25 protein-coding genes and 1 pseudogene are annotated in these 26,953 nt (G+C 54.0%); 21 read left to right on the forward strand and 5 right to left on the reverse strand.

What is annotated here, in order from left to right:
* Nucleotides 1–210 precede the first annotated feature (210 nt).
* The gene (locus tag LVJ85_RS11625; protein WP_244739935.1) at nucleotides 211–1,506 is read left to right on the forward strand and encodes a PHB depolymerase family esterase; all 1,296 of its coding nucleotides are present in this window, start codon (nucleotides 211–213) and stop codon (nucleotides 1,504–1,506) included.
* Between the two features lie 153 nt (nucleotides 1,507–1,659).
* On the opposite strand, the gene cyaY is transcribed toward LVJ85_RS11625, so the two are convergent.
* Nucleotides 1,660–1,986 carry an iron donor protein CyaY gene (gene cyaY / locus LVJ85_RS11630; RefSeq protein ID WP_244739936.1) on the reverse strand — a complete coding sequence of 109 codons (327 nt, stop codon included), beginning with the start codon at nucleotides 1,984–1,986 and terminating at the stop codon, nucleotides 1,660–1,662.
* Between the two features lie 75 nt (nucleotides 1,987–2,061).
* Between cyaY and LVJ85_RS11635 the strand changes: the two genes are divergently transcribed.
* Both LVJ85_RS11635 and lysA read left to right on the forward strand, forming a co-directional pair.
* Nucleotides 2,062–2,223, forward strand: a complete 162-nt coding sequence (locus tag LVJ85_RS11635) for a lipoprotein (protein WP_244739937.1) — start codon at nucleotides 2,062–2,064, stop codon at nucleotides 2,221–2,223.
* Between the two features lie 2 nt (nucleotides 2,224–2,225).
* The gene (lysA, locus tag LVJ85_RS11640; RefSeq protein ID WP_244739938.1) at nucleotides 2,226–3,446 is read left to right on the forward strand and encodes a diaminopimelate decarboxylase; all 1,221 of its coding nucleotides are present in this window, start codon (nucleotides 2,226–2,228) and stop codon (nucleotides 3,444–3,446) included.
* A 189-nt stretch (nucleotides 3,447–3,635) separates the two neighbouring features.
* On the opposite strand, the gene LVJ85_RS11645 is transcribed toward lysA, so the two are convergent.
* Both LVJ85_RS11645 and polA read right to left on the reverse strand, forming a co-directional pair.
* Nucleotides 3,636–5,291 carry a pentapeptide repeat-containing protein gene (locus LVJ85_RS11645; RefSeq protein ID WP_244739939.1) on the reverse strand — a complete coding sequence of 552 codons (1,656 nt, stop codon included), beginning with the start codon at nucleotides 5,289–5,291 and terminating at the stop codon, nucleotides 3,636–3,638.
* Between the two features lie 138 nt (nucleotides 5,292–5,429).
* Nucleotides 5,430–8,213, reverse strand: coding sequence for a DNA polymerase I (gene polA / locus LVJ85_RS11650; RefSeq protein WP_244739940.1), 2,784 nt, complete (start codon nucleotides 8,211–8,213; stop codon nucleotides 5,430–5,432).
* A 371-nt stretch (nucleotides 8,214–8,584) separates the two neighbouring features.
* Between polA and LVJ85_RS11655 the strand changes: the two genes are divergently transcribed.
* The 16 genes from LVJ85_RS11655 to LVJ85_RS11730 all read left to right on the forward strand — a co-directional run bounded on the left by LVJ85_RS11655 (nucleotide 8,585) and on the right by LVJ85_RS11730 (nucleotide 22,401).
* The gene (locus tag LVJ85_RS11655; RefSeq protein ID WP_244739941.1) at nucleotides 8,585–9,070 is read left to right on the forward strand and encodes an MJ0042-type zinc finger domain-containing protein; all 486 of its coding nucleotides are present in this window, start codon (nucleotides 8,585–8,587) and stop codon (nucleotides 9,068–9,070) included.
* Nucleotide 9,071: 1 nt separating this feature from the next.
* Nucleotides 9,072–10,385: an amino-acid N-acetyltransferase gene (gene argA, locus LVJ85_RS11660; RefSeq protein ID WP_244739942.1), complete on the forward strand. Its 1,314-nt coding sequence runs from the start codon at nucleotides 9,072–9,074 to the stop codon at nucleotides 10,383–10,385.
* 309 nt (nucleotides 10,386–10,694) lie between these two features.
* Nucleotides 10,695–12,002, forward strand: coding sequence for a HAMP domain-containing sensor histidine kinase (locus tag LVJ85_RS11665; protein ID WP_244739943.1), 1,308 nt, complete (start codon nucleotides 10,695–10,697; stop codon nucleotides 12,000–12,002).
* A gap of 313 nt (nucleotides 12,003–12,315) precedes the next feature.
* Nucleotides 12,316–13,122 carry an ABC transporter ATP-binding protein gene (locus tag LVJ85_RS11670; RefSeq protein ID WP_244739944.1) on the forward strand — a complete coding sequence of 269 codons (807 nt, stop codon included), beginning with the start codon at nucleotides 12,316–12,318 and terminating at the stop codon, nucleotides 13,120–13,122.
* Between the two features lie 61 nt (nucleotides 13,123–13,183).
* A complete protein-coding gene (locus LVJ85_RS11675) occupies nucleotides 13,184–13,768 on the forward strand; it encodes a cold-shock protein (RefSeq protein WP_244739945.1) in 585 nt (194 codons plus the stop codon).
* Between the two features lie 59 nt (nucleotides 13,769–13,827).
* Nucleotides 13,828–14,604 carry a lipid asymmetry maintenance ABC transporter permease subunit MlaE gene (mlaE, locus tag LVJ85_RS11680; RefSeq protein WP_115134766.1) on the forward strand — a complete coding sequence of 259 codons (777 nt, stop codon included), beginning with the start codon at nucleotides 13,828–13,830 and terminating at the stop codon, nucleotides 14,602–14,604.
* 18 nt (nucleotides 14,605–14,622) lie between these two features.
* Nucleotides 14,623–15,132: an outer membrane lipid asymmetry maintenance protein MlaD gene (mlaD, locus tag LVJ85_RS11685; protein WP_115134343.1), complete on the forward strand. Its 510-nt coding sequence runs from the start codon at nucleotides 14,623–14,625 to the stop codon at nucleotides 15,130–15,132.
* Between the two features lie 34 nt (nucleotides 15,133–15,166).
* A complete protein-coding gene (locus tag LVJ85_RS11690) occupies nucleotides 15,167–15,766 on the forward strand; it encodes a phospholipid-binding protein MlaC (RefSeq protein ID WP_085363383.1) in 600 nt (199 codons plus the stop codon).
* A gap of 3 nt (nucleotides 15,767–15,769) precedes the next feature.
* Entirely contained in the window at nucleotides 15,770–16,048 is a 279-nt protein-coding gene (locus LVJ85_RS11695) for a lipid asymmetry maintenance protein MlaB (protein ID WP_244739946.1), read from the forward strand.
* Nucleotides 16,045–16,926, forward strand: coding sequence for a VacJ family lipoprotein (locus LVJ85_RS11700; RefSeq protein WP_244739947.1), 882 nt, complete (start codon nucleotides 16,045–16,047; stop codon nucleotides 16,924–16,926). The genes LVJ85_RS11695 and LVJ85_RS11700 overlap by 4 nt, the downstream gene beginning before the upstream one ends.
* A gap of 343 nt (nucleotides 16,927–17,269) precedes the next feature.
* Nucleotides 17,270–18,817: an MFS transporter gene (locus LVJ85_RS11705; protein WP_244739948.1), complete on the forward strand. Its 1,548-nt coding sequence runs from the start codon at nucleotides 17,270–17,272 to the stop codon at nucleotides 18,815–18,817.
* Between the two features lie 219 nt (nucleotides 18,818–19,036).
* Nucleotides 19,037–19,609: a TMEM165/GDT1 family protein gene (locus LVJ85_RS11710; protein ID WP_244739949.1), complete on the forward strand. Its 573-nt coding sequence runs from the start codon at nucleotides 19,037–19,039 to the stop codon at nucleotides 19,607–19,609.
* Nucleotides 19,610–19,619: 10 nt separating this feature from the next.
* Nucleotides 19,620–20,243 carry a TIGR01621 family pseudouridine synthase gene (locus LVJ85_RS11715; RefSeq protein WP_244739950.1) on the forward strand — a complete coding sequence of 208 codons (624 nt, stop codon included), beginning with the start codon at nucleotides 19,620–19,622 and terminating at the stop codon, nucleotides 20,241–20,243.
* 80 nt (nucleotides 20,244–20,323) lie between these two features.
* Nucleotides 20,324–20,941: a hypothetical protein gene (locus LVJ85_RS11720; RefSeq protein WP_244739952.1), complete on the forward strand. Its 618-nt coding sequence runs from the start codon at nucleotides 20,324–20,326 to the stop codon at nucleotides 20,939–20,941.
* 126 nt (nucleotides 20,942–21,067) lie between these two features.
* Nucleotides 21,068–21,907: a peptide chain release factor N(5)-glutamine methyltransferase gene (gene prmC / locus LVJ85_RS11725; protein WP_244739954.1), complete on the forward strand. Its 840-nt coding sequence runs from the start codon at nucleotides 21,068–21,070 to the stop codon at nucleotides 21,905–21,907.
* Nucleotides 21,908–22,125: 218 nt separating this feature from the next.
* Nucleotides 22,126–22,401: a DUF805 domain-containing protein gene (locus LVJ85_RS11730; protein ID WP_244739956.1), complete on the forward strand. Its 276-nt coding sequence runs from the start codon at nucleotides 22,126–22,128 to the stop codon at nucleotides 22,399–22,401.
* An 86-nt stretch (nucleotides 22,402–22,487) separates the two neighbouring features.
* Here the strand turns inward: LVJ85_RS11730 and LVJ85_RS11735 are convergent, their stop codons facing one another.
* Nucleotides 22,488–22,634, reverse strand: coding sequence for a lipoprotein signal peptidase (locus tag LVJ85_RS11735; protein ID WP_244739957.1), 147 nt, complete (start codon nucleotides 22,632–22,634; stop codon nucleotides 22,488–22,490).
* 107 nt (nucleotides 22,635–22,741) lie between these two features.
* On the opposite strand from LVJ85_RS11735, the gene LVJ85_RS11740 reads away from it, so the two are divergent.
* Complete coding sequence (locus tag LVJ85_RS11740) at nucleotides 22,742–23,080, forward strand: PepSY domain-containing protein (protein WP_244739959.1); 339 nt, start codon at nucleotides 22,742–22,744, stop codon at nucleotides 23,078–23,080.
* Between the two features lie 67 nt (nucleotides 23,081–23,147).
* Here the strand turns inward: LVJ85_RS11740 and LVJ85_RS11745 are convergent.
* Nucleotides 23,148–23,285: pseudogene (locus LVJ85_RS11745) on the reverse strand (lipoprotein signal peptidase); the annotation flags it as partial.
* Between the two features lie 70 nt (nucleotides 23,286–23,355).
* Between LVJ85_RS11745 and dnaE the strand changes: the two are divergent.
* Nucleotides 23,356–26,790, forward strand: coding sequence for a DNA polymerase III subunit alpha (dnaE, locus tag LVJ85_RS11750; protein ID WP_244739960.1), 3,435 nt, complete (start codon nucleotides 23,356–23,358; stop codon nucleotides 26,788–26,790).
* Nucleotides 26,791–26,953: the final 163 nt, after the last annotated feature.

Genomic DNA, 26,953 nt, shown 5'->3' on the forward strand with positions numbered 1-26,953 from the left:
AACACAAACATGTAGCGGCTGAGTATAGTTAAACGGTTTATATCCGCAACTGAAAGGCAGTAAACTTCCGTTTCAGACGGCCTGTATATCGCCCCGCCGCGTTCAAGCCAAGCCGCAGCAGCCGCTGTTTTACACGGCTTTGAAGAAGAGATGCAGCCCTATCCCGCACCCCAACGGAACTGCCCTGCCCGATTTTCCGAAAGTCTGCTTATGAAAAAACTCACTACTGCTTTAGCCGCCGCAGGATGCCTTGCCGCATTGTCCGGCTGTCAGATAATGTCTGCACCCGCAACCAAACCCGCCGAAAACATAACCGCTGCCGAAACGGTGGAAGACGTGACCGCGGTAACCGAGGTATTCGGCGACGGGCAGAAAATTACCGCAGCCGTGGTTCAATACAACCAGCCCGTGAGCAATGAATCGCTTGATGTGGAAGACTTCGCCGTCGCAGGCCGCACGGTAACTAAAGTTTACGGCAACGACGCGCCCGTTACCGCATCCGATGCAAAAGACGGCAAATATGTAGTGGTAGAGCTTTCCCAAAAAGACGAAGACGCCGTAGCCTTCGGCGTTGAAGGCCGCGACATCATCCGCCGCCGCCCCGAATTGAGAATCACCCAAACCGGCGATGTGGCCGATACTGCGGGCAACGTGATTATCCCCGACGGCAAAGAGCGCGAAACCAAACAAGCCGCCAATCTGATTGTGGACGACTTCAAGCAGGCTCAATTTGCCGACCCGCTTACCGGCATTTCACTCAACTACAACCTTTTCGTGCCGAAAAATTACGACGCGAAAAAATCCTACCCGCTGGTTTTGTTTATCCACGATGCTGCCGTGGCCGGTAACGACGTAAAAAACACCTTGAAGCAAGGCTTGGGCGCAGTAGTGTGGGCCTCTCCCGAATCACAGGCCAAACACGAAGCGCTGGTGCTGGCTCCGCAATTCGACCGCAAATCCATGAGCCGCCAAGCAACGGGCAAAGAACCGGAAGCCGTGGTTAACCTGATCAAACATTTGGAAACCGAATACAGCATCGACCCTGCACGCCGCTACGCCACCGGCCAATCCGCCGGCGGCATGATGCAGATGGCCATGAACGCCAAAAATCCCGATTTCTTTGCCGCTTCCTACCTCATCGCCCCGCAATGGGAAGCCGCCAAAACCGCCGCGCCGCTGGCTAAAAACAAAATGTGGATTGTCGTGGCGGAAGACGATGAAAAAGTCCATAAAAACATGAATGCCATTACCGCCTCTTTGCAAAAACACGGCGCGAAAGTGGCCAAAAAAATGTGGAGCGGCATGGCCACACCGTCCGAACTTGATGCCGAAGTTTCTGCCATGCGCGGACAAAATGCCAATATCCACTACACCGTGCTGCAAAAAGGCACGGTTGCGCCCGCCGGCCAAACCGACAACGGCACCGCCAGCCACGCCAACACTTGGCGGATTGCCTATGCCATTGAAGGCATACGCGATTGGTTGTTTGAACAACGCAAACCGTAAACATCAGGCCGTCTGAAAAACCATATCCGCTCTCTTAAAAATAAAAGCAGATATCCAATCAAACTCCAGACTAAAGGCCGCTCACAAACCAAGAGGCCGTCTGAACATTTTCAGACGGCCTCTTCATCATCTTCATTAACCATCAACAGCACATCAACGATACGCCTCTACGCACACCTCTTCACCCGCCGCCGCAGTCAGCGCCTGATTCAACACCGCAAAAAACTCGCTGCCGTCGCGCGTTGCCAGCCATTGGCCGTCTTTCTCCGCAAAATGATAGCCGCCGCTTTTCGCCGCAATCCACAATTCCTGATTGGGCGTGTGCCGGTTCACAATAATCTGCGTACCGTCGCCCGCTTCGATGGTTAACACATTACCGTTCAGGCGGCAGTCGAAATCCCAGCCGCCCTCGTCGATTTGGTCTTCAATATGGGTAAATAAAGCATCGGAATGCTGTAAAAATTCGCTTTCGGTCATCATGGCTTTGTATATTGGTACGTTTTTGTTTAAGATACCGAATCTTGCCACATTCACCCGTGTGATGAAAGAACTATCATGAAACCAGTCCTGTTTTTACTCTCCGCCGCATTCGTCTTAAGCGGCTGCGGCTACAAAGGCGATCTATACCTGCCCAAAGAAAACGACAAAGCCCGCTTCGGCGTGATACAGACCGGCCTGCAATTCGAAACCAAAGAACCCACCGCCCCCACACAATAATCATGACCCTACACTGCGAAAACATCCCGCTTACCCGCTTGGCCGACGAATTCGGCACCCCGCTCTACGTGTACAGCCAATCCGCGCTCACCGAAGCCTTCCAAGCCTACACCGATGCCTTCTCCACCCTGCAACCGCTGATCTGCTACGCCGTTAAAGCCAACGGCAACCTGAGCATACTCAAACACTTCGCCTCACTCGGCAGCGGCTTCGACATCGTATCCGGCGGCGAACTCGCCCGCGTATTGGCTGCAGGCGGCGATGCCGGCAAAACCATCTTTTCCGGCGTCGGCAAAAGCGAAGCAGAAATCGAATTCGCCCTCAACGCCGGCGTATTGTGCTTCAACGTAGAAAGCCTGCCCGAGCTGGACCGCATCCAAGCCGTAGCAGAGCGCCTCGGCAAAACCGCCCCCATTTCCCTGCGCATCAACCCCGATGTCGATGCCAAAACCCACCCCTACATTTCCACCGGCCTCAAATCCAACAAATTCGGCATCGCCTACGCCGACGCCCTAGAAGCCTACCGCCACGCCGCCCGTTTAGGCCGTCTGAAAATCGTCGGCATCGACTGCCATATCGGCTCCCAGCTCACCGACCTAAGCCCCCTCGTCGAAGCCTGCGAACGCACCCTGCTGCTGGTCGATAAACTCGCCGCCGAAGGCATCACGCTCGAACACATCGACTTAGGCGGCGGCGTCGGCATCGTGTACAACAACGAAGACGTGCCCGACTTAAAAGCCTACGCCCAAGCCGTCGCCAAACTCATGGCCGGCCGCCCCCTCAAACTCATGCTCGAACCCGGCCGCAGCCTGGTCGGCAACGCAGGCACATTGCTGACCTGCGTCGAATTTGTCAAACAAGGCGAAGAAAAGAATTTCGTCATCGTCGATGCCGCCATGAACGACCTCATGCGCCCCGCCCTTTACGAAGCCTACCACCGCATCGAAGTCGTCGAACCCGGCAACACCGCACCGTTTACCGCCGATATCGTCGGCCCCATCTGCGAAACCGGCGACTTCCTCGGCCAAAACCGCACCCTCGCCTGCACCGCCGGCGACCTGCTCGCCATCCGCAGCGCCGGCGCATACGGCAGCAGCATGGCCAGCAACTACAACACCCGCAACCGCGCCGCCGAAGTGTTGGTAAACGGCGCAGAAGCCAAACTCATCCGCCGCCGCGAAACCATCGAGCAGCAACTTGCCAACGAGCAAGCCTGTTTATAACGGATATCGGCCATAGTGATTTAAATCGTTGAGATGCAGGAAGGCCGTCTGAAAATGAATTGCCCAAAGTTTAAAGGGCGGTTTATTTTCAGACGGTCTTTTTGCTTCTCGAGGCTTGATCAATACATTAGTAGCAACTGTGTTGCTACATGTAGGTTACGGCTTGCTTTACTTAATGAAAGCAGAGTTTCACTCTTTAAGTGAAATAATCCATTGAGGATTAAGCTCTTGTAATTTTTCAACAGTTAATGATCTAGGTATTTGATGTACATACTGATATCCATTTCTTTCAAATTTGAAGAGTGTCCTTCTAGCCTTGGGGACTGCTGCTAATTTGGGTACTTGAATAATCCATTTCAGGCTTTCATCGTCAAGATACGTACAAATTTCTTGAATATTGTCTGTATCGAATAGAGCTCCTCGCCAAGAGGTATGATGGTTAGTTCTTATGTTGAATAATTGGGCTAAATAAAAATTAGCCCCGTCCAACTTAGTACCGTTCAACTTAGTACCGTCCAACTTAGCACCGGCCAACTTAGCCCCTTTCAAATCAGCACCGTTCAAGTCAGCTTCGTTTTTCAACTCAGCCCCAGTCAAATCAGCCCCTTTCAACGCAGCCCCCTTCAACTTAGCATTGTTCAACTTAGCTTTATTCAACGTAGCGTTGTTCAACTTAGCGTTATTCAACGTAGCATTGTCCAACTTAGCTTTGTTCAAGTTAGCACCGTTCAAGTTAGCCGAGATCAAATCAGCCCCATTCAACTTAGCCCCGTTCAAGTCAGCTCCAGTCAAGTCAGCTCCAGTCAACTTAGCTTCGTTCAACTTAGCTCCGTTCAACTTAGTTCCATTCAGCTTAGCTCCGCTCAACTTAGCCCCATTCAACTCGGCCATTTTTAAATAAGCGTATTTCAAATTGATTCTGCTGCAATTCAAATCTTCCGAAAGCAACTTCAACACTTCCTTATCCAATCCAGACAAATGCAAATTCAAATAGGGTAAATAGAGATTGGGAAATACTTCGGGATAACGGCGCAGATGTATACCGCCATCTGCTAACAACACTTCGGTCAGTGCAATGGCTAAAGGACTGTTTTTCAGCTTTTCAGAATCTGGCTTCTGGTTATTTTCCTCATCATCTTCCACCTGCTTAAATAAAGCCAACCATGCCGAAGTCAGCAGGTTGAGTGCGGGTTTACGGAAGCCGTCACCATGATCACCGCAATAAAATGGCTTCAGCATATAGACAGCTGCCACCTGTAAACCAACTGCACCGTCTTGGCGGCTATGGCTGGGAATATGTCGAGATTGGCCTGCTTCACCGTATTCACGGCTGGTTTCGGTTTCAGGAGTTGTATCCGTTGTTTCCTCCTGATTTCCCTCTTGCCTGGATGAATTATTCTCTACTGGGGTTTCTATCTTTTTAGTCCTCTCTACGATTTTATCCTCTACCAAATGTAAACCACTGACCCATTCGGCAATTTTCTGAAATTCTTTCAAATTCACATCTTTACGTTGGTTTTCCAGTTGATGAACAGTATTTTCATCACGGAATTTCCAAACAAAAAATGCAATAGGGCTGGAAATCAATAAGGTAATTAATGTCCAAACGCCAGTAGTGGTGAGAATTTTTTCAATAGTGATAAAAGATAAAGCCAAAATAATCGGCAACGTGAAAAGGACAACAACAACTGCCAAGATTGCCTCTATAGTAAACACCAATAGAATTTGTTCGTGTCGCGGTTTTGCCAAAAGTTGATTCCAATAGGGTTGTATCGACTCTACAAATTTTTTTAAATATATTTTTTTCTTGTCAAATAGGGCTTTAATTTTTGATTGTTCCATCATGTATTTTCCTTTTTTAGCAACCATAGGCCAGATTCTTAAATCCGACAAAGTGTTTCAGCTTCCCTCAAAAAGTCGGATACAAGTATCCGACCTACGGCCTGAAAAATTATTTTTCAGACGGCCTTTTATTTATTCAAATCAATGAGCCTCTTCCCAATTCTCTCCCACGCCCACTTCGGCCACCAGCGGCACGCCCAGCATGCCGTTGGCTACGCCTGCCATAATCTCGGGCAGTTTTGTTTTCACTAAATCCAGTTCCGATTCGGGCACTTCCAGCACCAGTTCGTCGTGCACTTGCATGATGAGTTTGCTTTGGAGGCCGTCTGAAACGAGCCAGTTGCGGACGGCGATCATGGCGCGTTTGATAAGGTCGGAGGCGGTGCCTTGCATGGGGGCGTTGATGGCGGCGCGTTCGGCTCCGGCGCGGGCGTTGGCGTTTTTGTTGTGGATGTCGGGCAGGTAGAGGCGGCGGCCGAACAGGGTTTCTACGTAGCCTTGGGCGGCGGCTTGTTCTTTGGTGCGCTGCATGTAGTCGGCCACGCCGGGGTAGCGGGCGAAGTAGCGGTCAATAAAGTTTTTGGCGGAAAGGTTGTCGATGCCCAGTGATTTGGCGAGGCCGTATTGGCCCATGCCGTAGATGAGGCCGAAGTTGATGGTTTTGGCGTAGCGTCGCTGTTCGCTGCTCACGCTCTCTTGTGCGACGCCGAACACTTCGGCGGCGGTGCGGCGGTGGATGTCTTCGCCGTTTTTAAAGGCTTCGATCAGGGTTTTGTCGCCGCTCAAATGCGCCATGATACGCAACTCGATTTGGGAATAGTCGGCGGACACAATCACGCTGCCTGCGGGTGCGGTAAAGGCGCGGCGCACGCGGCGGCCTTCTTCGGTGCGGATGGGGATGTTTTGCAGGTTGGGGTTGTTGCTGGCGAGGCGGCCGGTGATGGCGACGGCTTGGGCGTAGGTGGTATGCACGCGGCCGGTGTGCGGGTTGATCATTTCGGGCAGTTTGTCGGTGTAGGTGGACTTGAGTTTGGCCAAACCGCGGTTTTGTAAGATGATTTTGGGCAGCGGGTAGTCGGGCGCGAGTTGTTCGAGCACGGCTTCGTTGGTGGAAATGCCGCCGGAGGCGGTTTTTTTCAGCCCTTTGGTGGGAATGCCCATTTTGTCGAACAGGATTTCTTGCAGTTGTTTGGGCGAGTTGAGGTTGAAGGGCTGACCTGCGGCTTCGTAGGCTTGCTGCTCCAGTGCCAGCAGTTGGGTGCCGAGTTCGTGGCTTTGTTGGGCGAGTTCGTTTTTGTCGATGAGTACGCCGTTGCGCTCCATTTCAAACAGCACTTGGGCCACGGGCAGCTCCATGTTTTGATACATTTCCAGCTGTTTTTCGTCCATTTGTGCTTTCAGATGGCCTTCGATACGCAGGGCGAAATCGGCATCTTGGGCGGCGTATTCGGTGGCTTGTTCGAGGCCGACATCGGCAAACGAAATCTGTTTCGCGCCTTTGCCGCACAGGGATTCGTAGGTGATGGTGGGCAGGCCGAGCCAGCGTTGGGAAAGTTCGTCGAGGCCGTGCCCCAAGTGGCTTTCGATAATATAAGATGCGAGCATGGCATCGCCGGCAATGCCGTTCAGGGCAATACCGTAGTTGGCAAAAATGTGTTGGTCGTATTTGAGGTTTTGGCCGATTTTTTTGAGTTCCGCATTCTCCAAATGGGGTTTCAGACGGCCTAATACGTCTTGCAAATCAAGCTGTTCGGGCGCGGCGGTGGGCGTGTGACCGAGCGGGATATACACGGCTTCGCCTGCTTTGAAAGCGATGCTGATGCCGACGAGCTGCGCTTCCATCGGGTTGAGGCTGGTGGTTTCGGTGTCGATGCCGATGGTGTCGGCTTGCGACAATTTACTCAACAGGGCGGCGAATTGGCTTTCGGTGGTAATGGCTTGATAATCCAGCGTTGCAGGGGCTTGGGCGATGCCGATTTCTTTTTCAGACGGCCTCTCTGCGGCTAATGCGGCCTGTTCGCCGATATGCGCCGCGCCGAACAAATCGCCGTTGCCTTCGTGCATGCGCTCTTCGGCTTCTTTCAGCCAAGTGCGGAAGTTGAGGCGTTTGAATTCCACCGCCAGTTGCGACCATTTCGGCGTGGTGCGGCGCAGACTTTCGAGGCCGTCTGAAAGATCGCCATGTAAATCCACATCGGTTTTGATGGTAACGAGTTGGTAAGAAAGGGGCAGTTGCGGCAGCGCGGCTTGCAGGTTTTCGCCTACTTTACCTTTGATTTCAGACGCATGTTCCATCACGCCTTGCAGCGTACCGTATTGTTCCAGCCATTTCACGGCGGTTTTGGGCCCGCATTTGTCCACGCCGGGTACGTTGTCCACTTTGTCGCCGATTAAGGTCAGATAATCAATGATTTGATCGGGGCGCACGCCGAATTTGTTTTTCACGCCGTCGATGTCGAGCTTTTCGTTGCTCATGGTGTTGACAAGGGTAACGTGCTCGGACACCAGCTGCGCCATGTCTTTGTCGCCGGTGGAAATCACCACGTTCCAGCCCGCTTCCTCGCCTTGCTTGGCCAGCGTGCCGATCACGTCGTCTGCCTCCACATCCGGCACAATCAACACCGGCCAGCCCATCAGCTGCACCAGTTCGGGCAGCATTTCGGCTTGCGGGCGCAGTTCGTCGGGCATCGGCGGGCGCGTGGCTTTGTAGTCGGGATACATTTTGTGGCGGAAGTTTTCGCCCTTGGCATCAAACACCACCGCGCAATAGTCGTGCACATAATCGGCACGCAGGCGGCGCAGCATGTTGAGCACGCCGTACAACGCGCCGGTGGGCGTGCCGTCGGGCGCGGTAAGCGGTGCCATGGCGTGAAACGCGCGGTAGAGATAGGAAGAGCCGTCGACAAGGAGGAGGGTTTGGGACATGGTATGAGGCCGTCTGAAAAGGTTATAGATGGGTGGATTATAACGGAATCAATAGCAAACGGCGGCAAGCCTGCCCTACCAACCCAAGGCCGTCTGAAAAACATGAACACTTACTTTTCAGACGGCATGTGGTCGGTTCCACACTTCACATATTTCGTTCCATTCAAAAAAGGCGGCGGCGCAACACCGTTTTCAAACAAAGCAAACGCACGCCGCACACGAGCGAAATTTCATAATCATAGGTAATAAAAACACACAAATCGCGCCGAACAGCCCCCAATCCCTACCGTCAGCCCCGGCTTGCTTCCCATGCCGTCTGAAAAACCTTAAAATGCCCAATCCTTTAATAATAAACGTTCAATTACAACACTATGCCCGTCTGCGTCTGTCCTCACTGCAAAACCCGTTTGTGGGTTAAAGATACGCAACTGAATGTTGCGCAAGGTTTCGTCGTGTGCCGAAAGTGCGAAGGCTTGTTTCAGGCGAAAAACCACATCGCCGAAACACCGAAAAACATCGACCCCAGCCTCTTGCTGAATGCCGTTACCGATACCAAGCTGGTTCACTCCATCGGCCCGCAGGTGCGCACGCGCAAAACACTGTCCAAGCATGAAATTGCCGACCTGCTCGACAACATGCTGGTTACCGATGCCCGCAATTCCGCCAAAGCCGCCACCGCAGCCAAAATGAAAGGCCCTGCCCAACCTGCGCCCGCTATACCCGCGTCCGGCCCGATGCCCGTGCACATGCCGCAGCAAGAGCCGAAAAAAGACGGCTTCAACTGGACGCTGGCCACATTGGTTGCACTAACCGTATTGATCATGCAGCTTTTTTACCTAGTGCTGTTACTGAATTGAGATGACCGCCTCCGTTGATTTCATCCGCGACTTCCGCGAAGCCGCCCCCTATATCCACTACCTGCGCGGCAAAACGCTGGTTGTGGGCATAGCGAGCAGCCTGTTCGGCGGCACCGCGCTGCCCACGCTCGCCGCCGATTTAAACTTAATCGCCAGCTTGGGCGTGCGTTTGGTGGTGGTACACGGTTCGCGCACACAAATCAACGTTTTATCCGAAACCGCCGGCATCACGCCGCAATACCACAACGGCCGCCGCATCACCGACGACACCATGCTGGTTTACGCCAAACAAGCCTGCGGCATGGTGCGCAGCGACATCGAAGCCGCCCTGTCCTTCGGCCTTTCCCAAACCCCTTTGCGCGGTAAACCCCTCAATATCGCCGGGGGCAATTTTGTTTCCGCCCGCCCGCTCGGCGTGATCGACGGCATCGACATGGGCTACACCGGCGTCGTTCGCAAAATCAACACCGAAAGCATCGTACGCAACCTCAACGAAGGCGCGCTGGTGCTCATCAGCCCGCTGGGGCATTCGCTCAGCGGCAAAACCTTCAACCTCAGCATGGGCGACATCGCCGAAAGCACAGCCATCGCCCTGCAAGCCGAAAAACTGATTTACATGGTGGGCCAAGAAGGCATATTGGACGCGCAAGGCAATGTGTTGTCCAACCTTTCCGCCGAAGAAGCCCGCAGCATGTTGGACAACGGCAGCATCCACCCGTCGCAACGCCGCCTGCTCCAATCCGCCGTCAATGCCGTCGAAAACGGCGTACAGCGCACCCAAATACTCAGCGGCCTCAGCAACGGCAGCCTGATTGCCGAGCTGTTCACCCGCCACGGCGTCGGCACTTCGCTGGCACACAACGCCTTCATGAGCATACGCCAAGCCCAAAGCGGCGACATACCCGACATCGCCGCACTCATCCGCCCGCTGGAAGAACAAGGCATCTTGCTGCGCCGCAGCCGCGAATATCTCGAAAACCATATCGGCGAATTTTCCGTGCTGGAACACGACCGCCAAATTTACGGCTGCGTCGCGCTCAAAACCTTCTCCGACGGGCAATCCGGCGAACTGGCCTGCTTGGTCGTTTCCCCCGAAGCGCAAGACAGCGGCTACGGCGAACTGCTGCTCGAACACCTGCTCGCCCAAGCCCGCACCCGCAACATCCGCAAGCTGTTCGCCCTCTCCACCCACACCGGCGAATGGTTTATCGAACGCGGTTTTCAGACGGCCTCACCCGAAGACCTGCCCCCAGAACGCCGACACGAATATCACGAAAGCAAACGCCAATCCAAAGTGTTTGTCTATCCGCTCTAACGATGACAGCACAGGCATAGGCTTAAGAGGCCGTCTGAAAAATATCGGTCGGCAGCACTGGATTGCCTTACCAAACCAATCCGCCAATCGCAACCGCTCCCAAACTTACGCCATACCTAATCCATACCTAATTTCCGCCGTGTATGCTTGCCGAATTTCACCCTACCCTTCGGCAGCGTATTCGCTCCATTGATTGAGGCCGTCTGAAAAAATCCACCTCTTGTGGCAAAATATGCTGTATAAACAGAAAACTGCACGGCTGTTAATTGAACGATTGCATGGCAATCCTACCGAGAAAATACATATATTATGTTCCGCCACCCATCCATTCAGGCACGCCTTTCCGTCTTTCTGACCCTGATTATCCTTGCCACCGCATTGATTTCAGGGGTCGTTACTTTCTACACCATGTTTGAAGAAGCGGAAGAGCTTCAAGACGACATGCTCAAGCAGGCCGCACTGCTCACCAGAAAAGACGAGCTGCCGGAAGAAGCAGGCTACACCGACATCGACAACGACACCCGCATCTACATCCAGCCCGTTGACGACGAAAGCCGCTTCAATATTCCGTCCGACCCCGAAGAAGGCTTTTTCAATATCACCGACAAACAAAAGAAAAAGTCTTACCGCGCCTACATCCACCGCTATGAAGACAACACGCTGGTGGCGTTTATCCAAGAAACAGAGTTCCGCGACGACGTAGCCTTCGACAGCGCGTGGTTTGCCGTACTGCCGCTGCTGACCTTGGTGCCGGTGGCCGTATTGCTGACCATGCTGATTATCCACCTGAGCCTGCGCCCGATTTCCCGGCTTTCCGAACAGGCCGAAAACCGTAAAGACAACGACTTTTCCCCGCTCTCCACCCACAAAATTCCGATGGAAATCTACGGCTTTACCGAAGCCATCAACCATCTGCTTCACCGCGTGGGCGAAAGCATCCGCCAGCAGCAGCGTTTTATCGCCGACGCCGCCCACGAACTGCGCTCGCCCATGACCGCACTTTCCTTGCAGGCCGAACGTTTGTCGGGCAAAGGGTTGCCGGAAGAAACCGCCGCGCTGGTTGAAGACTTGCGCGAAGGCATAGGGCGCAACCGCCGTTTGCTGGAACAGCTGCTCTCAATGGCGCGGGCGCAGGCGCATGAAAACCAGCAACCCGCACAAAACATCCATTTAGCCAAGTTCTGCCAAAAACTGATACAGGATTTATACCCCTTGGCCGAAGGCAAAAACATCGACTTGGGCGCCGACTGCGAAAGCGTCAATATTTGCGTGGACGAAACCGAAATCTACACGCTGCTGAAAACGCTGCTGGAAAACGCCATCCTCTACACGCCCGAAAACGGCCAAGTCGATCTGACTGCCAAAATCGAAAACGGCGGCCTGCGTTTGGAAGTGGAAGACAACGGCCCCGGCATTCCCCTCGAAGAACGCGAGCGCGTGTTCGACCCGTTTTACCGCGTATTGGGCAGCGGCACCGAAGGCAGCGGCTTGGGGCTGTCGATTGCCAAAACGATTGCCGAGCGCTACGGCGGCACCATTTCCCTGTCGGATTCAACCCGCTTCGAGCACGGCTTGAAAGTCAGCATTTGGCTTCCGCAAGAATGCACAAACGCTTAACATTTGCGGCTGCGCCCGTATCAAGCATCGGGAACAGCCGCATTGTTCAACTCAAGCGCATCCATAAAAGAGCTTGCTGCAATCCGAATCACCCGTTTTTCAGCCCGAATACCGTTTAAAACACTACAATGCCGTTCATCATTACTTGATTTAGCTTGTTGTATTTTTTGCCTTATTTTTATTTTATGATAAGCGGAATGATTTCAGTAATTTACATACAGTAGTGTATTTTTGCATGAAAAGGCCGTCTGAAAAATTGCCCATGCCTACCTTAAGTTATTAAAATACAAACCTTTCAACACATTTCACGCGCATGACCACCAGCCCCTTCATTGAAATGAAAAACGTGGCGTTTGCCTACGGCGACCGCCCGATTCTTCAAAACATCAACTTCACCATCCGACAAGGTAATTTTGCAGCCGTGATGGGCGGTTCGGGCAGCGGCAAAACCACGCTGATGCGCCTGATTACCGGCCAAATCCACCCGCAGCAAGGCCAAGTGCTGGTAGAGGGGCGCGATTTGGCCAAACTGAGCGCGGCCGAATTATACGAACACCGCCGCCGCATGGGCGTTTTGTTTCAGCACGGCGCGCTGTTTACCGACTTATCCGTGTTTGACAACGTCGCCTTCCCCATGCGCGAGCTGACCAAGCTGCCCGAAGCCGTTATCCGCGATTTGGTGGTTTTGAAGCTGAATGCCGTCGGCCTGCGGGGCATTGAAAAGCTGATGCCGTCTGAACTTTCCGGCGGCATGGCACGGCGCGTAGCCTTAGCCAGAACCATCGCACTCGACCCCGAAATCATGATTTACGACGAGCCGTTTACCGGCCTTGACCCGATTTCGCTGGGCGTGATTGCCCACTTGATCAGCCGCGCCAACAAAGCGTTGCGCTCCACCAGCGTGATGGTAACGCACGACATCGAGCAGTCGCTGGCGATTGTAAACCAAGTGATTTTTCTGGCGCACGGCGAGATAGTGTTTTCCGGCAGCCCGGAAGAAATGCGCAGACTCGATTCGCCGTGGGTGCAGCAGTTTATCGGCGGACTGCCCAACGGGCCGGTGCCGTTCCGCTATCCGGCGCAAACCGATCTGCGCCAAGATTTGCTGGGAGCGCAATAAGTTTTCAGACGGCCACTTACGAAATTTATGTTCTGATTCAAACAAAAAGGGAGTTTAGAAGATGAATGGCAAAGTAAAATGGTTTTCAACAGATAAAGGCTATGGATTTATTGTCTCAGACGAAGGCAAAGAACATTACTTTACAGTAAGACATATAAAAGGGAGTGATTTACCTCAAAATGGCGATACTGTTGCATTTGACTCTTCTCAGGGTAAGCGCGGGCCAATCGCCCGCAATGTAACGATACTAGAAAGTGCGGCGGCACTGCGAGAAGCTGAAAGACAAGCACAAAGAGAAAAAAACGATGAACGGGTAAAATGCAGCGGATGCGGCAAAAAAATGATTCCCCGTTTACTCTACCATAATGGCAGCCTTGACCGCTCTGTATGTCCCTTTTGCGGCAAGACTTATAAAAAGTTTAGCTGCTTTATTGCTACTGCAGTATACGGAGACCCCCATGCTAAAGAGGTTGTTGCCTTGCGACGTTTTCGCGATGAAACTTTAGATCGGACAAAATTGGGGAAAATATTTATCAGAAATTACTACCAATATTCTCCACCCATAGCCGAAAAACTGAAAACCATGCCGAGACTTTCAGCCTTTATCAGGAAAATACTCAACCGCTTAGCTGCACGCTATGAATAGGGCCATATTGCTTAACGCACAAAACAGGCCGTCTGAAGAGACCGAATAGATAAAGAAACATGAATTTTATCCAAACCATAGGGCGAAATACCCTTCACTTCATCCGCGCGCTCGGCAGCGTGTGTCTGTTTCTGATACAGATACTCGCCAAATCGGGCACAGCTTTGAGCCGCTTCCGCCTGAGCGTGCGGCAAATGTATTTTGCCGGCGTGCTGTCGGTGCTGATTATCGCCGTATCGGGCTTGTTTGTCGGCATGGTGCTGGGCTTGCAGGGCTATACGCAACTTTCCAAATTCAAATCTGCCGACGTGCTCGGCTTTATGGTGGCTGCCAGCCTGCTGCGCGAGTTGGGGCCTGTGTTGGCGGCCATTCTCTTTGCCAGCAGCGCAGGCGGCGCGATGACCAGTGAAATCGGCCTGATGAAAACCACCGAGCAGCTGGAAGCCATGAACGTGATGGCCGTGAACCCCGTTGCCCGCGTGGTCGTACCGCGCTTTTGGGCGGGCGTGTTGTCTATGCCTTTACTGGCTTCGATTTTCAATGTGGCCGGCATTTACGGCGCGTATCTAATCGGCGTGCAATATCTGGGCTTGGACAGCGGCATTTTCTGGTCGCAAATGCAGAGCAATATTTCGCTGCAATACGATGTTATCAACGGCTTGATCAAATCCTGCGTCTTCGGCGTGGCCGTTACCCTGATTGCCGTGCATCAAGGCTTCCATTGCGTGCCGACGTCGGAAGGCATTTTGCGCGCCAGCACGCGCACCGTCGTGTCTTCCGCGCTGACCGTGCTCGCGGTCGATTTTATCCTGACCGCATTGATGTTTACCGAATAACACACAACGAGTAATACGATGAAAAAGAATGTTTTGGAATTTTGGGTAGGTTTATTTGTCTTACTGGGCGTCATCGCCGTCGGTTTCCTCGCGTTTCGCGTGGCAGGCGGCGCGGCGCTGGGCGGCGGCTCGGGGCAGACTTATACGGTTTACGCCGATTTCACCGACATCGGCGGCTTGAAAGTCAACGCACCGGTCAAAGCATCCGGCGTCTTGGTCGGCCGAGTCGGCGGCATCCGGCTGGATCCGAAAACCTATCAGGCAAAAGTCAGCTTGAATTTGAACACACAATACCAATTCAGCAGCGACGTATCGGCGCAGATTCTCACCTCCGGCCTGCTGGGCGAACAATATATCGGTTTGCAGCAAGGCGGCGATGAAGAGAATTTGGCGGCAGGCGACACCATTACCATTACCGGCTCGGCTATGGTATTGGAAAACCTGATCGGCAAATTCATGACCAATTTTGCCGAGAAAAACTCAGGCGGTTCAAGCGCCTCGGAAGCCGCGAAAACAGCGGCCGAATAATCCGTTTTATATTTAAACAGAAAGAAAAGAATCCATGAAAAAATCATCTTTATTCACAGCCTTGGGCATGGCCGTTTTGAGCATCAACTTGGCCGTTGCAGCTCCGGCCGACGCAGTTAACCAAGTGCGCAACAACGCCACCCAAGTATTGAGCATCCTTAAAAACGCCAACGGCGGAAACGATGCCGCCGTGCGCCGTCAGGCCGAAAACTATGCCCTGCCCTATTTCGATTTCCAACGCATGACCGCACTGGCCGTCGGCAACCCTTGGCGCGAAGCGACGGCAACGCAAAAACAGGCTTTGTCGAAAGAATTCCAAACCCTGCTGATCCGCACTTACTCCGGCACCATGCTGAAATTCAAAAACGCCAAAGTCGTGGTTAAAGACAATCCGGTGGTAAACCGCAGCGGCAAAGAAATCGTTGTCCGCGCAGAAGTTACCCCTCCGGGCGGCAAAACCGTCAATATGGACTTCACCACTTACCAAAACGGCAGCAAATACCGCGCTTATAACGTCGCCATCGAAGGCGCGAGCTTGGTAACCGTTTACCGCAACCAATTCGGCGAAACCATCAAGAGCAAAGGCATCGACGGCCTGATTGCCGAGCTGAAGTCTAAAAACGGCGGTCAATAAACCATGCAATCCGAAATACGCGACGGTGTGCTGTATGTGAAAGGCGAAGTAACCGTGAAAACGGTTACGCCTGCCAATTACGCCCGCTTCGAACAGCAATGCCGTCTGAACGAAACGCATACCGTCGATTTGTCGGAAGTGAGCCGTGCCGATTCGTCTTGCGTGTCGCTGCTGCTGACGGCATTACGTTTGAAACCCTCGTCTGTTGCCTTGCGCGGCCTGCCCGATTCGGTCGCAGCATTGGCCGAGCTATACGAAATCAAAGAATGGGTCGCACCATGAGTAAAAAAAACCTGTGTTTGGCAGTCGCGGTCTTGGCCGTTGCACAGCCTGTATGGGCCGAACGCAATCCTGCCGATCCCTATGAGCCGTACAACCGCGTGATGTTCAAAATCAACGACACGGCCGACAAATATGTAATGACGCCGATTACCCGCGGCTACCGCGCCGTTACGCCGCGCCCGGTGCGCCAAGGCGTAACCAACTTTTTCGATAATCTGCGCGACGTCGTCAGCATGGGCAGCAACCTATTGCGGCTCGACATCAAACGCGCCAGCGAAGATTTGGTGCGCGTCGGCGTCAACACCACTTTCGGCTTGGGCGGCCTGATCAATGTTGCCGACGCCGGCGGCATTCCCAACAACAAAAACAACTTAGGCGACACTTTTGCCTCGTGGGGCTGGAAAAACAGCAATTATTTCGTTTACCCGCTTACCGGCCCTTCCACTCTGCGCGACAGCATAGGCTCCACCATCACTTACGCGTATCCGGTGAAAAATGCCATTTTTGAAACCACTGCTGGGCGCATCGGCTCTTCAGTCGTCGGCGGCATCGACACCCGCGACCGCTATCTCGACCTGACCGACAGCCTGCAAGATGCCGCAATCGACAAATACGCCTATACCCGCGACATCTTCATGAGAATGCGCGCCAAGCAAACCGGCGCACGCTTGCCTCAAGGCAGCGATGACGACATCGATATCGACGAGCTGGTCGGCGAAGAATCAGGCGCACCCGAAACGCAGGAATATGTACCCGCAGAACCCGAAGCAGCCGTTACCGACCTGCCCCGCAGCAGCTTGGATGTTCCCGCAGAACACACGGAAATACTAACCTTGTGGGAGCCGGAAAGCAGCATATCCGGTGCTTCTTATTATTAAGAGCTGTATTAAGCGATAACAGCTTCTTGATTGCCTACCATTGATAGATAGGCTTTCCCTCTTTGAGGCCGTCTGAAAATAGAAACTGCACCTTATATTCCAGTAAGGTGCGGTTTCCTTTATGAGCATACCAAGCCAAAGACAAACAATGCTTTGTGCAATCCAGCCGCCAATATTATGCAACGCCCATCATCAAGCGCACAGCTTTTTAGGCCGTCTGAACCGTTCAAAAGCCATAAACATTTGCTCTAAGCTTTCCAACATTTTCAGACGGCCTCAAGCCTTATTGCTACAATACGTTTTTATTTTTCCCAAACCGCCGTCATGCGGTTTTAAGGTATCTATGACGCAGACTTCATCCAAAAGCTGGCTGGCCGCGGCCGGCGCCTATATCGACCGCCGTGCGATCACGATGTTTTTTCTCGGCTTTTCCGCCGGCATCCCTTTATTGCTGATTTTTTCCAGTTTGTCGCTATGGCTGCGTGAAGCAGGCGTGGAGCGCAACACGGTAACCATGTTCAGCTGGGCGGCTTTGGCTTATTCGTTTAAGTTTGTTTGGGCGCCGCTGATCGATTCGCTGCCGCTGCCGCTGCTGACGCGCGGTTTAGGCAAGCGGCGCGGCTGGCTGCTGTTGGCGCAACTGCTGATTATCGCCGCTATTTGTTGGATGGCGATGGTGAATCCGGTCGGCTCGGCGGCGTTGACCGTGATGGCGGCGGCGGCAGTATTGCTCGGCTTTTCATCGGCCACACAAGACGTAGTAATCGACGCCTACCGAATCGAAGTAGCGGGCGACGATACGGCGATGCAGTCGGTAACGGCGGCAACCTACAACGCCGGCTACCGCTTGGGTATGATTGTGGCGGGCGCGGGCGCGTTGTTTTTGGCCGCAAAACTCGGTTCGCACGAGCAGGCTTATCATTATGCGGCTTGGCAGCAAACGTATTTGATTATGGCTGCGGTCATGGGCGTGGGTGTGCTGACAACGCTGCTGATACGCGAGCCTGCGTCGTCTGCCTCGCACACGGCTTCGCGCCCCGCGTCTGATAATTTGCGCTTGGTGCTGCTGTTTGTGCTGTCGGTAACGGCTTTTGTGGCGGCGTTTTCGCAACTGGGCAAAGTGTTGCCACAAGGCGGCGGCCCGCTCAGCAGCTTGGGCGTTGAAGGATTGCGATTGGTACTTTCGACCATCGCTGCGCTTATCGTCGGCATGTTCACGGTGAAAAGCGGGCTGGTGCCGAAGCAGCTTGCCGTCGATACTTGGGTTCATCCCGTTACCGATTTCTTCCAGCGCTACGGCAAATCGGCATTACTGCTGCTGGCCTTAATCGGCGTGTACCGCATTTCGGATATCGTGGCGGGCGTGATTTCCAATGTGTTTTATCAAGACATGGGTTTCAGCAAAGAAGAAATCGCCGCCGCAGTCAAAACTTTCGGGGTGCTGATGGCGGTCGTGGGCGGCTTCTTGGGCGGTTTCTTGGCACAGAAATTCGCACTGATGAAAATGATGATGGCCGGTGCGGTGTTGGCCGCGCTGACCAACCTGATGTTTGTGGCGCTGGCGTACCGCGGGCACGATGTTGTATTTATGTATCTGGCGGTGGGCTTCGACAATCTGGCTGCGGGCTTGGCCGGCGCGGTGTTTGTAGCCTTTTTATCAGCCTTGACCGACATCCGTTTCACCGCGGTTCAGTATGCTATTTTCAGCTCGCTGATGACGCTGTTGCCGAAAACGCTGGGCGGCTACTCGGGCGCTATGGTCGATAACATCGGCTATCCGGGCTTCTTTACGCTGACTGCGCTGATGGGCGTGCCCGTGCTTCTGCTGGTTTATCTTGCCGAGAAAAAGCTGTTTCAGCACCGGCATGAAAACCATGATAAGGCCGTCTGAAAACATCTGAAAGAAGATGCGGAGCAACCACACTGCTCCGCATCTTTTGTTTTGCATAAATATCGAATTGTATTCGCTGTCGAACCGCCCTATAATCGCGAATTTTTGGCGCGCCCGCTTTCGTATGGCATATCGGATGCTCTACGCAAGCTCTGAAAGAAGCCGCCGCCTTCACTTGTTTCGACCAAGCCCGCACGGTTTGAGTATCTGATTGAATTTATGGAAGCTTTCGTTTCATCTGTATTCAGCATCGCGTTCACCGAAATCGGCGATAAAACGCAGCTGCTGGCTTTGTTTCTCGCAACCCGCTTTTCCCAAAAAAACGCCATCGTGGCGGGCATGTTTATGGCCACCCTGTTCAACCATCTTTTTTCCGCAGTAATCGGCGTCGGGCTGGCACAAGCAGTTTCTCCCGACGCTTTGAAATGGGCGGTCGGCCTCAGCTTTATTGCGGTGGGCGCATGGCTGCTGCTACCCGGCCGGCAAAACGATTTAGACGGCCGCTGGCTCAAATACGGTGCGTTCGGCGCGACCACGATTTTGTTTTTCATCGCGGAAATCGGCGACAAAACGCAAGTCGCTACCATGCTGATGGCGGCCAAATATCAGGAAATGTTTTGGGTGATCACCGGCAGTGTAACCGGGCTGCTGCTGGCCAACGTACCGGTGGTCTATTTGGGGGAAACCTTAATCAAACGCCTGCCCGCCCAAACCGTGCGCATCGGCGCCTGCGTATTGTTCTGCGCACTCGGCGTGTTTACCTTGCTCGGCAGCGGCATTGCTTTAAAGTAGGTTATCGCCCATGTTTCCCGTGTTGCTGCGCCATGCCGATTTTGTGGCGATTAACAAACCGGCCGGCGTATCGGTTCATCAAGACCAAGATTCAGACGGCCTCACGCAACCACTGGCCGCCCAACTCGGTGTGCCGCGCGTGTGGCTGGTACACCGTTTGGACAAGCCCACTAGCGGCGTTTTGCTGCTGGCCTTAAACGAAACCGCTGCTTCCGTGTTGGCGCAACAGTTTGCCGAACGCACCATGCAGAAAACCTATATCGCCTTAAGCGACCGCAAACCGCTGAAAAAACAAGGCTGGATCAAAGGCGGCATGGAAAAATCACGGCGCGGCACATGGAAGCTCACACGCTCGAGCGAACACGCCGCAGTAACGGAATTTAAAAGCCGCAGCGCCGTGCCGGGCATCAGACTGTTTGAATTGCATCCGCATACCGGCCGCACGCATCAGCTCCGCGTTGCCCTCAAAAGCATCGGCAGCCCGATTTTGGGCGATACCCTCTACGGCGGCACACCTGCCGACCATCTGTTTCTCCACGCCCTCAACTTGAGTTTCGACTATCATGGCGAACACTTCGACATCACCGCGCCCGCCGATGCCGCGTGGCAGCCGTATCTTTCAGACGGCCTGTGAAGTCCGTTTCATTCTCAAACCTACATTTACATACATTATAGGTATAATTCCCACCTAATTTTCCGTTCCGCACACCATCAATGAAAGCATTTGTTTACAGCGCACTGTTTACCCTCGGCCTCGCCGCCCTGCCCGCGCATGCCGTTACCTACATCTGCAAAGACGGCGGCAAAGCCGTGTTTTCCTCCGAGAAAATCAACAGCAGCTGCAACCCTTCCAAAATGGACGGCAGCAATATCACCGTGATTGAAGATATCGAAGAACAGCCCGCCCCGTCTGCCGCCGCGCCCACCGTGAAAAAAGATGCCGGAGAAATCGAAAAAATTTGGACGAGCGAAAAACCCGGCCCCTACGACGACATTAAAATCGACCCCAACGCGCCGGTTACTTCCGTAACCAACACCGCCAATTCGGCGATGGAAATCAAACTGCGCAACCAAAAATCCGGCAAAGGTGCGCGTCGCGCGCCGGTGATCGTCGTACCCAAAGTTACCACCGCGCCCGCGCAGCAGCAGATGTCGCGCTATCAGATTCTGCAAAACGAAATCCGTACCGAGCAAACCGCGCTTACGCGCACGCAGGCACAATTGGCCGTTGCCCGCAAAAAAGGCGACCAAGCCAAAATCGCCCGTTTGGAACGCGACGTGCGCGACCGTGAAGCCAGCATCCGCGCCATGAAAGCCGAAATGAAACGCTAAACCGCGCCACAGCTTCGATAGCTTTGTACCCGCCGATAGAGGCCGTCTGAAACTTCCTTTTCAGACGGCCTCAATCAATTTCTTTATAATGCCAACCTTTCTTTTCCAAACATGAGGCCGTCTGAAATGCCGCAAACCATCAACGAGTGGCTAAACCGCTGCCCCCTGCCCAAACTCGAAGCGCGGATGCTGCTGCAACACAGCACCGGCCTCACCCGCGCCCAACTGATTACCCGCGGCGGCGATGAATTGGACGAACCCACCCTGCAAACACTCAACGCTCTCGCCCGGCGCCGCATCGAAGGCGAGCCGATAGCCTATATTTTGGGCGAACGCGAATTTTACGGGCGCATGTTTCATGTCAACCCCGGCGTCTTAATCCCCCGCCCCGAAACCGAGCACTTGGTCGAAGCCGTGCTGCAACATCTGCCGCCGCAAGGCAAAGTATGGGATTTAGGCACGGGCAGCGGCGCCATTGCCGTTACCGTCGCACTCGAACGACCCGACGCCGTCGTGCGCGCATCCGACATCAGCCCGCAAGCCCTCGACACCGCCCGGCTCAACGCCCAACGTCTCGGCGCCGCCATCGAATGGGTTTCAGGCTCGTGGTTTGAAGCGGGCAGGCCGTCTGAACACCATACTTACGACATCATCGTGTCCAACCCGCCCTACATCGAAGCCGGAGACGAACATCTGAGCCAAGGCGATTTGCGTTTCGAACCGCAAACCGCGCTCACCGATTTTTCAGACGGCCTCAGCTGCATCCGCGTGCTGGTCAGCGAATCGCCCCTGTATCTCAAGCAAGGCGGCATGTTGATGGTGGAACACGGCTACAATCAAGGCGCCGCCGTCAGGGCATTGTTTGAACAGGGCGGTTTCAAAGACGTCGAAACCCTTAACGACTTGGCAGGTTTAAACCGGCTTACCGTGGGCAGATTCGGCCAAAATCATACCCAATATTCATAAATAGCTGTATTTACTGAATAAAATAACGTTAAATTCTGAATAAAAATTTATTTTTTGCTGCCGACTTTGTTATCATTATTCCGCATTGCACCGGCCTTACACGGCCGTTTCATGTCAAAAAATCTTAATAACATAGGAATGTAATGATGAATTGGTACATAGAAGTATTAAAGAAATACGCTGTTTTTAACGGTCGCGCCCACCGTCAGGAATTTTAGATGTTTACGTTGTTTAACGTCATCGCTTCCATCATTTGTTCTATCGTGGACAATTTGGCGGGCACCACTATTTTTGCCACGATTTACTCACTGGCCGTTTTGCTTCCCAGCATAGGCGTTAATGTGCGCCGCCTGCACGACATCGGCCGCAGCGGCTGGTGGCTGTTGCTCAGCTTCATTCCCGTAATCGGCTGGATCCTGTTGATCTACTGGGCCTGCCTCGACAGCCAACCCGGCACCAACCAATACGGCCCCAATCCCAAAGGCGTGGCTTAATCCCGCTCCGTAACACCAAAGGCCGTCTGAAAACACATCGCACCGAAACACGGCAACTTTCCCCGCCGTATCCGTGCAAACCGTTTTCAGACGGCCAGAGACTTTTGCAAAACCCTCAGATGTGGATGCAGTTCAAGGCGTAGCAGCGCAGCGAGTGCAGACATATCATATAGATAGGCAAACGAGCGAGCAGCGCACAACGCAGAAATGCGCCGCAGATGAGGGTTTTGCAAAGGTCTCCGCCTTTTACACTTCCTAATTCTCTACTAACTGTCTGCTTTTAATATGTACCTCATCATAGAGTTTTAACTCATTTCACTCAGTGATGAGGAGGATAATTATGTACACCACACGCAAAATTCTGAACGCCGTTGCTTTATTCATTGCCATAGGCGTTGTAGCCGCCGTTTTTCTCGGCATCTTTTCATTAGGCTTTTTCTCTCCCGTTTCCGGCAAAGAAGCCGCAGCCGCAGCCGTGGCGCAAACCGGCGGTTACGCCAAAGAAGTGGAGTTTGAATACGACTACCACACCGGCGGCCATTATGAAGTGGAAGTATTGGCCGACGGGTTGAAGCACAAAGTTATTGTTGATGCCGACGACGGCAAAGTCTTAGGCGTTCACACCAAAGGCCATAAAAAATACCACTATCACAGCAATCATATGCCGGTGCAAATGTAAGCCCGCATAATCGGCACCACACCTTTAGAGGCCGTCTGAAAAACCGTTTGCCGTTTTTCAGACGGCCTCGAGACCTTTGCAAAACCCTCAGATGTGGATGCAGTTCAAGGCGTAGCAGCACAGCGAGTGCAGACATATCATACAGATAGGCAAACGAGCGAGCAGCGCACAACGCAGAAATGCGCCGCAGATGAGGGTTTTGCAAAGGTCTCGGCCTAATTCTTTGCCCAAACCCTGCTACAATACGCCTTTATTTTTTGCCGCACCTTCCCGCCATGACCGACCCCATCTACATCCCCCTGCGCCTGCACACCGAATTTTCGATTACCGACGGCACGGTGCGCATCAAAGATGCCGTAAAAAAAGCCGTTTCAGACGGCCTGCCCGCGCTGGGCGTGAGCGACCTGATGAACATGTTCGGCTTGGTGAAATTCTACAAAGCCTGCCGCGGCGCGGGCATCAAACCGGTGGCGGCGGCGGACGTGTGGATTGAAAACCCCGCCGCGCCCGACAAACCTTTCCGCGCCATGTTGATTGTAAAAAACGACAGCGGCTACCTGCGCCTGAGCGAACTGCTCACCGCCGCCTATGTGGGCAAAGACCGCAACGTCGATCATGCCGAGCTGCGGCAGGCGTGGCTGGCCGAGGGCGACAACAGCGGCCTGATTTGCTTATCGGGCGCGCATTACGGCGAAGTGGGTGTCAACCTGATCAACGGCCACCCCGACGCGGCCAAAGCGGCGGCGCAGAAATACGCGGCGTGGTTTCCCAATGCTTTTTACCTCGAACTGCAACGCCTGCCCGAACGCCCGCAATGGGAAACTTCGGTGTCCGGCAGCTTGGAAATCGCCGCGGAATTGGATTTGCCCGTAGTCGCCACCCATCCGACCCAGTTTCTCAACCAAGAAGATTTCAGCGCCCACGAAGCGCGGGTGTGCATTGCCGGCGGCTGGGTGCTGGCCGACAAAAAACGCCCGCATGAATTCACGCCGAGCCAATATTTCGCCTCGCCGGAGCAGATGGCAGAGCGTTTTGCCGATCTGCCCGAAGCGCTGCAAAACACGGTAGAAATCGCCAAACGCTGCAACCTCACGCTCACGCTGGGCAAAAACTTTTTGCCGCTGTTCCCCACGCCCGACGGCATGTCGCTCGACGATTATCTGACCCAACTTTCCAACGAGGGTCTGCAAGAGCGCATGGTGCAGCTTTACCCCGACGAAGCGGAACGCGCCGAAAAAATGCCCGAATATCAGGCGCGCTTGGATTTTGAATTGGGCATCATCATCCAAATGGGCTTTCCGGGCTACTTCCTCATCGTACAAGACTTCATCAACTGGGCGAAAAACAACGGCTGCCCGGTGGGGCCGGGGCGCGGTTCGGGCGCAGGCTCGCTGGTGGCCTACGCGCTGAAAATCACCGACCTCGACCCGCTGAAATACGCACTGCTGTTCGAGCGGTTCTTAAACCCCGAGCGCGTTTCCATGCCCGACTTCGATATCGACTTCTGCCAAAGCAACCGCGGCCGCGTGATTGAATACGTGCGCGAAAAATACGGTGCCGATGCCGTGAGCCAGATTGTTACTTTCGGCACCATGTCGTCGAAAGCCGTGATCCGCGACGTGGGCCGCGTGCTGGAACTGCCGTTCGGCCTGTGCGACCGCTTGTCGAAACTGATTCCGCTCGAAGCCAACCGCCCCGTGAGCTTGGACAAAGCCATGGAAATGGAGCCGGAAATCAAAGAGCTGATTGAAAGCGAAGGCGCGGAAGATTTGATGGTGCTGGCGAAAAAGCTGGAAGACCTCACCCGCGGCCTCGGCATGCACGCGGGCGGCGTGTTGATTGCGCCGGGCAAGATTTCCGACTTCAGCCCCGTGTATCAGGCCGACGAATCCGCCTCGCCCGTGTCGATGTACGACAAAGGCGACGTGGAAGACGTGGGCTTGGTGAAATTCGACTTCTTGGGCTTGCGCAACCTCACCATTATCGAAATGGCGCAGGAAAACATTAAAAACACCGTCGGCGAAGAAATCGACGTCAACACCATTCCGCTCGACGACCAAGCCGCCTACAAAATTTTCCGCGATGCCAACACCACCGCCGTCTTCCAGTTTGAATCGACCGGCATGAAAAAAATGCTGAAAACGGCGAACACTACCAAATTTGAAGAGTTGATCGCCTTCGTATCGCTCTACCGCCCCGGCCCGATGGACAACATTCCCGATTTCGTCGCCCGCATGAAAGGGCAGGATTTCGAATACATCCACCCGCTGCTCGAACCGGTGCTGGAGCCGACTTACGGCATCATGGTTTACCAAGAGCAAGTGATGCAGGCCGCGCAGGTGATCGGCGGCTACTCGCTCGGCGGTGCGGATTTGCTGCGCCGCGCCATGGGTAAGAAAAAACCCGAAGAAATGGTGAAACACCGCGAAATCTTCGCCAAAGGCGCGGAAGAAAAAAACATTTCCCGCAAAAAAGCCGACGAAATTTTCGACTACATGGAAAAATTCGCCGGCTACGGCTTCAACAAATCGCACGCCGCCGCCTACGCGCTGATTTCCTACCAAACCGCGTGGCTGAAAGCGCATTATCCCGCCGAATTCATGGCCGCCACCATGTCGAGCGAGTTGGACAACACCGACCAGCTCAAACATTTCTACGACGACGCACGCGCCAACGGCATTTCGTTCCTGCCGCCCGACATCAACGAATCGGATTACCTGTTCACGCCCAACAACCAAAAACAAATCCGCTACGCCCTCGGTGCCGTCAAAGGCGTGGGCGAAGGCGCGGTCGAAGCCATCATGCAGGCGCGCAAAGAGAGCGGCAAATTCAAAGACCTGCTCGATTTCTGCGAACGCGTCGACAAAGCCCACCTCAACAAACGCACGGTGGAATCGCTGATACGCGCCGGTGCGTTCGACAACCTCAACCCCAACCGCGCCATGCTGATCGCCAATATCGACTTAGCCATCAGCAACGCCGAACAAAAAGCCGCCAACGCCAATCAGGGCGGGCTGTTCGACTTCGTAGAAGATGCCATCGAGCCCGTGCAGATGGAAGAAACCCCCGTGTGGAGCGAATCGGAAAAACTCGCCGAAGAAAAACAAGTACTCGGCTTCTACCTTTCCGGCCACCCCTTCGGCCCCTACGCCGAAGAAGTGCGCCAAATCGCCCCCACCCGCCTAAGCCGTCTGAAACCGCAAGACAACGTGCGCGTGGCCGGCTTCACCACCGCCGTGCGCACCATGATGGGCAAACGCGGCAAAATCGCCTTCGCCACGCTCGAAGACCAAAGCGGCCAAGTGGAAGTGATGATTACCGGCCCCGTGCTGGAAGAAAGCGCAGGCCGTCTGAAAGCCGACCAAGTGCTGATTATGGAATGCAAAATCAGCCGCGACGATTACAGCGGCGGCGATGCCCTGCGCATCATGGCCAATCAAGTGATGACCCTGCAAACCGCCCGCGAACGCTACGCCCGCAGCCTGAGCCTGAGCCTCAAACCCGAACACGACATCCCCGCCTTAGTGGCACTGCTGAACGCCCACCGCCTGCCCGACACCGGCCATATCCCGTTGCGCCTCTCATACAGCAACGCCGCAGCCGCCGGCGACCTGCAGATTCCGCCCAAATGGACGGTAACGCCGAGCGCGGAACTCTTCGGCAAACTGGAAACCCTTTTAGGCGGACGCTCCGTGCGGGTGAATTGGTAAGGTTTGGGGGAATTATGGGAAAGGCCGTCTGAAAAACTGTTTGTGGTAATAAAACGGTTTTTCAGACGGCCTTTTATTGACGGCAGCCCCATAGGGCGGGCATCCCTGCCTGCCTTTCCCTCCCAACAATGCCCAACGGCGGGCAAGGATGCCCGCCCTACCC

Origin of the sequence: Neisseria sp. Dent CA1/247, from assembly GCF_022870825.1 — a bacterium.
Classification (GTDB): domain Bacteria; phylum Pseudomonadota; class Gammaproteobacteria; order Burkholderiales; family Neisseriaceae; genus Neisseria; species Neisseria zoodegmatis.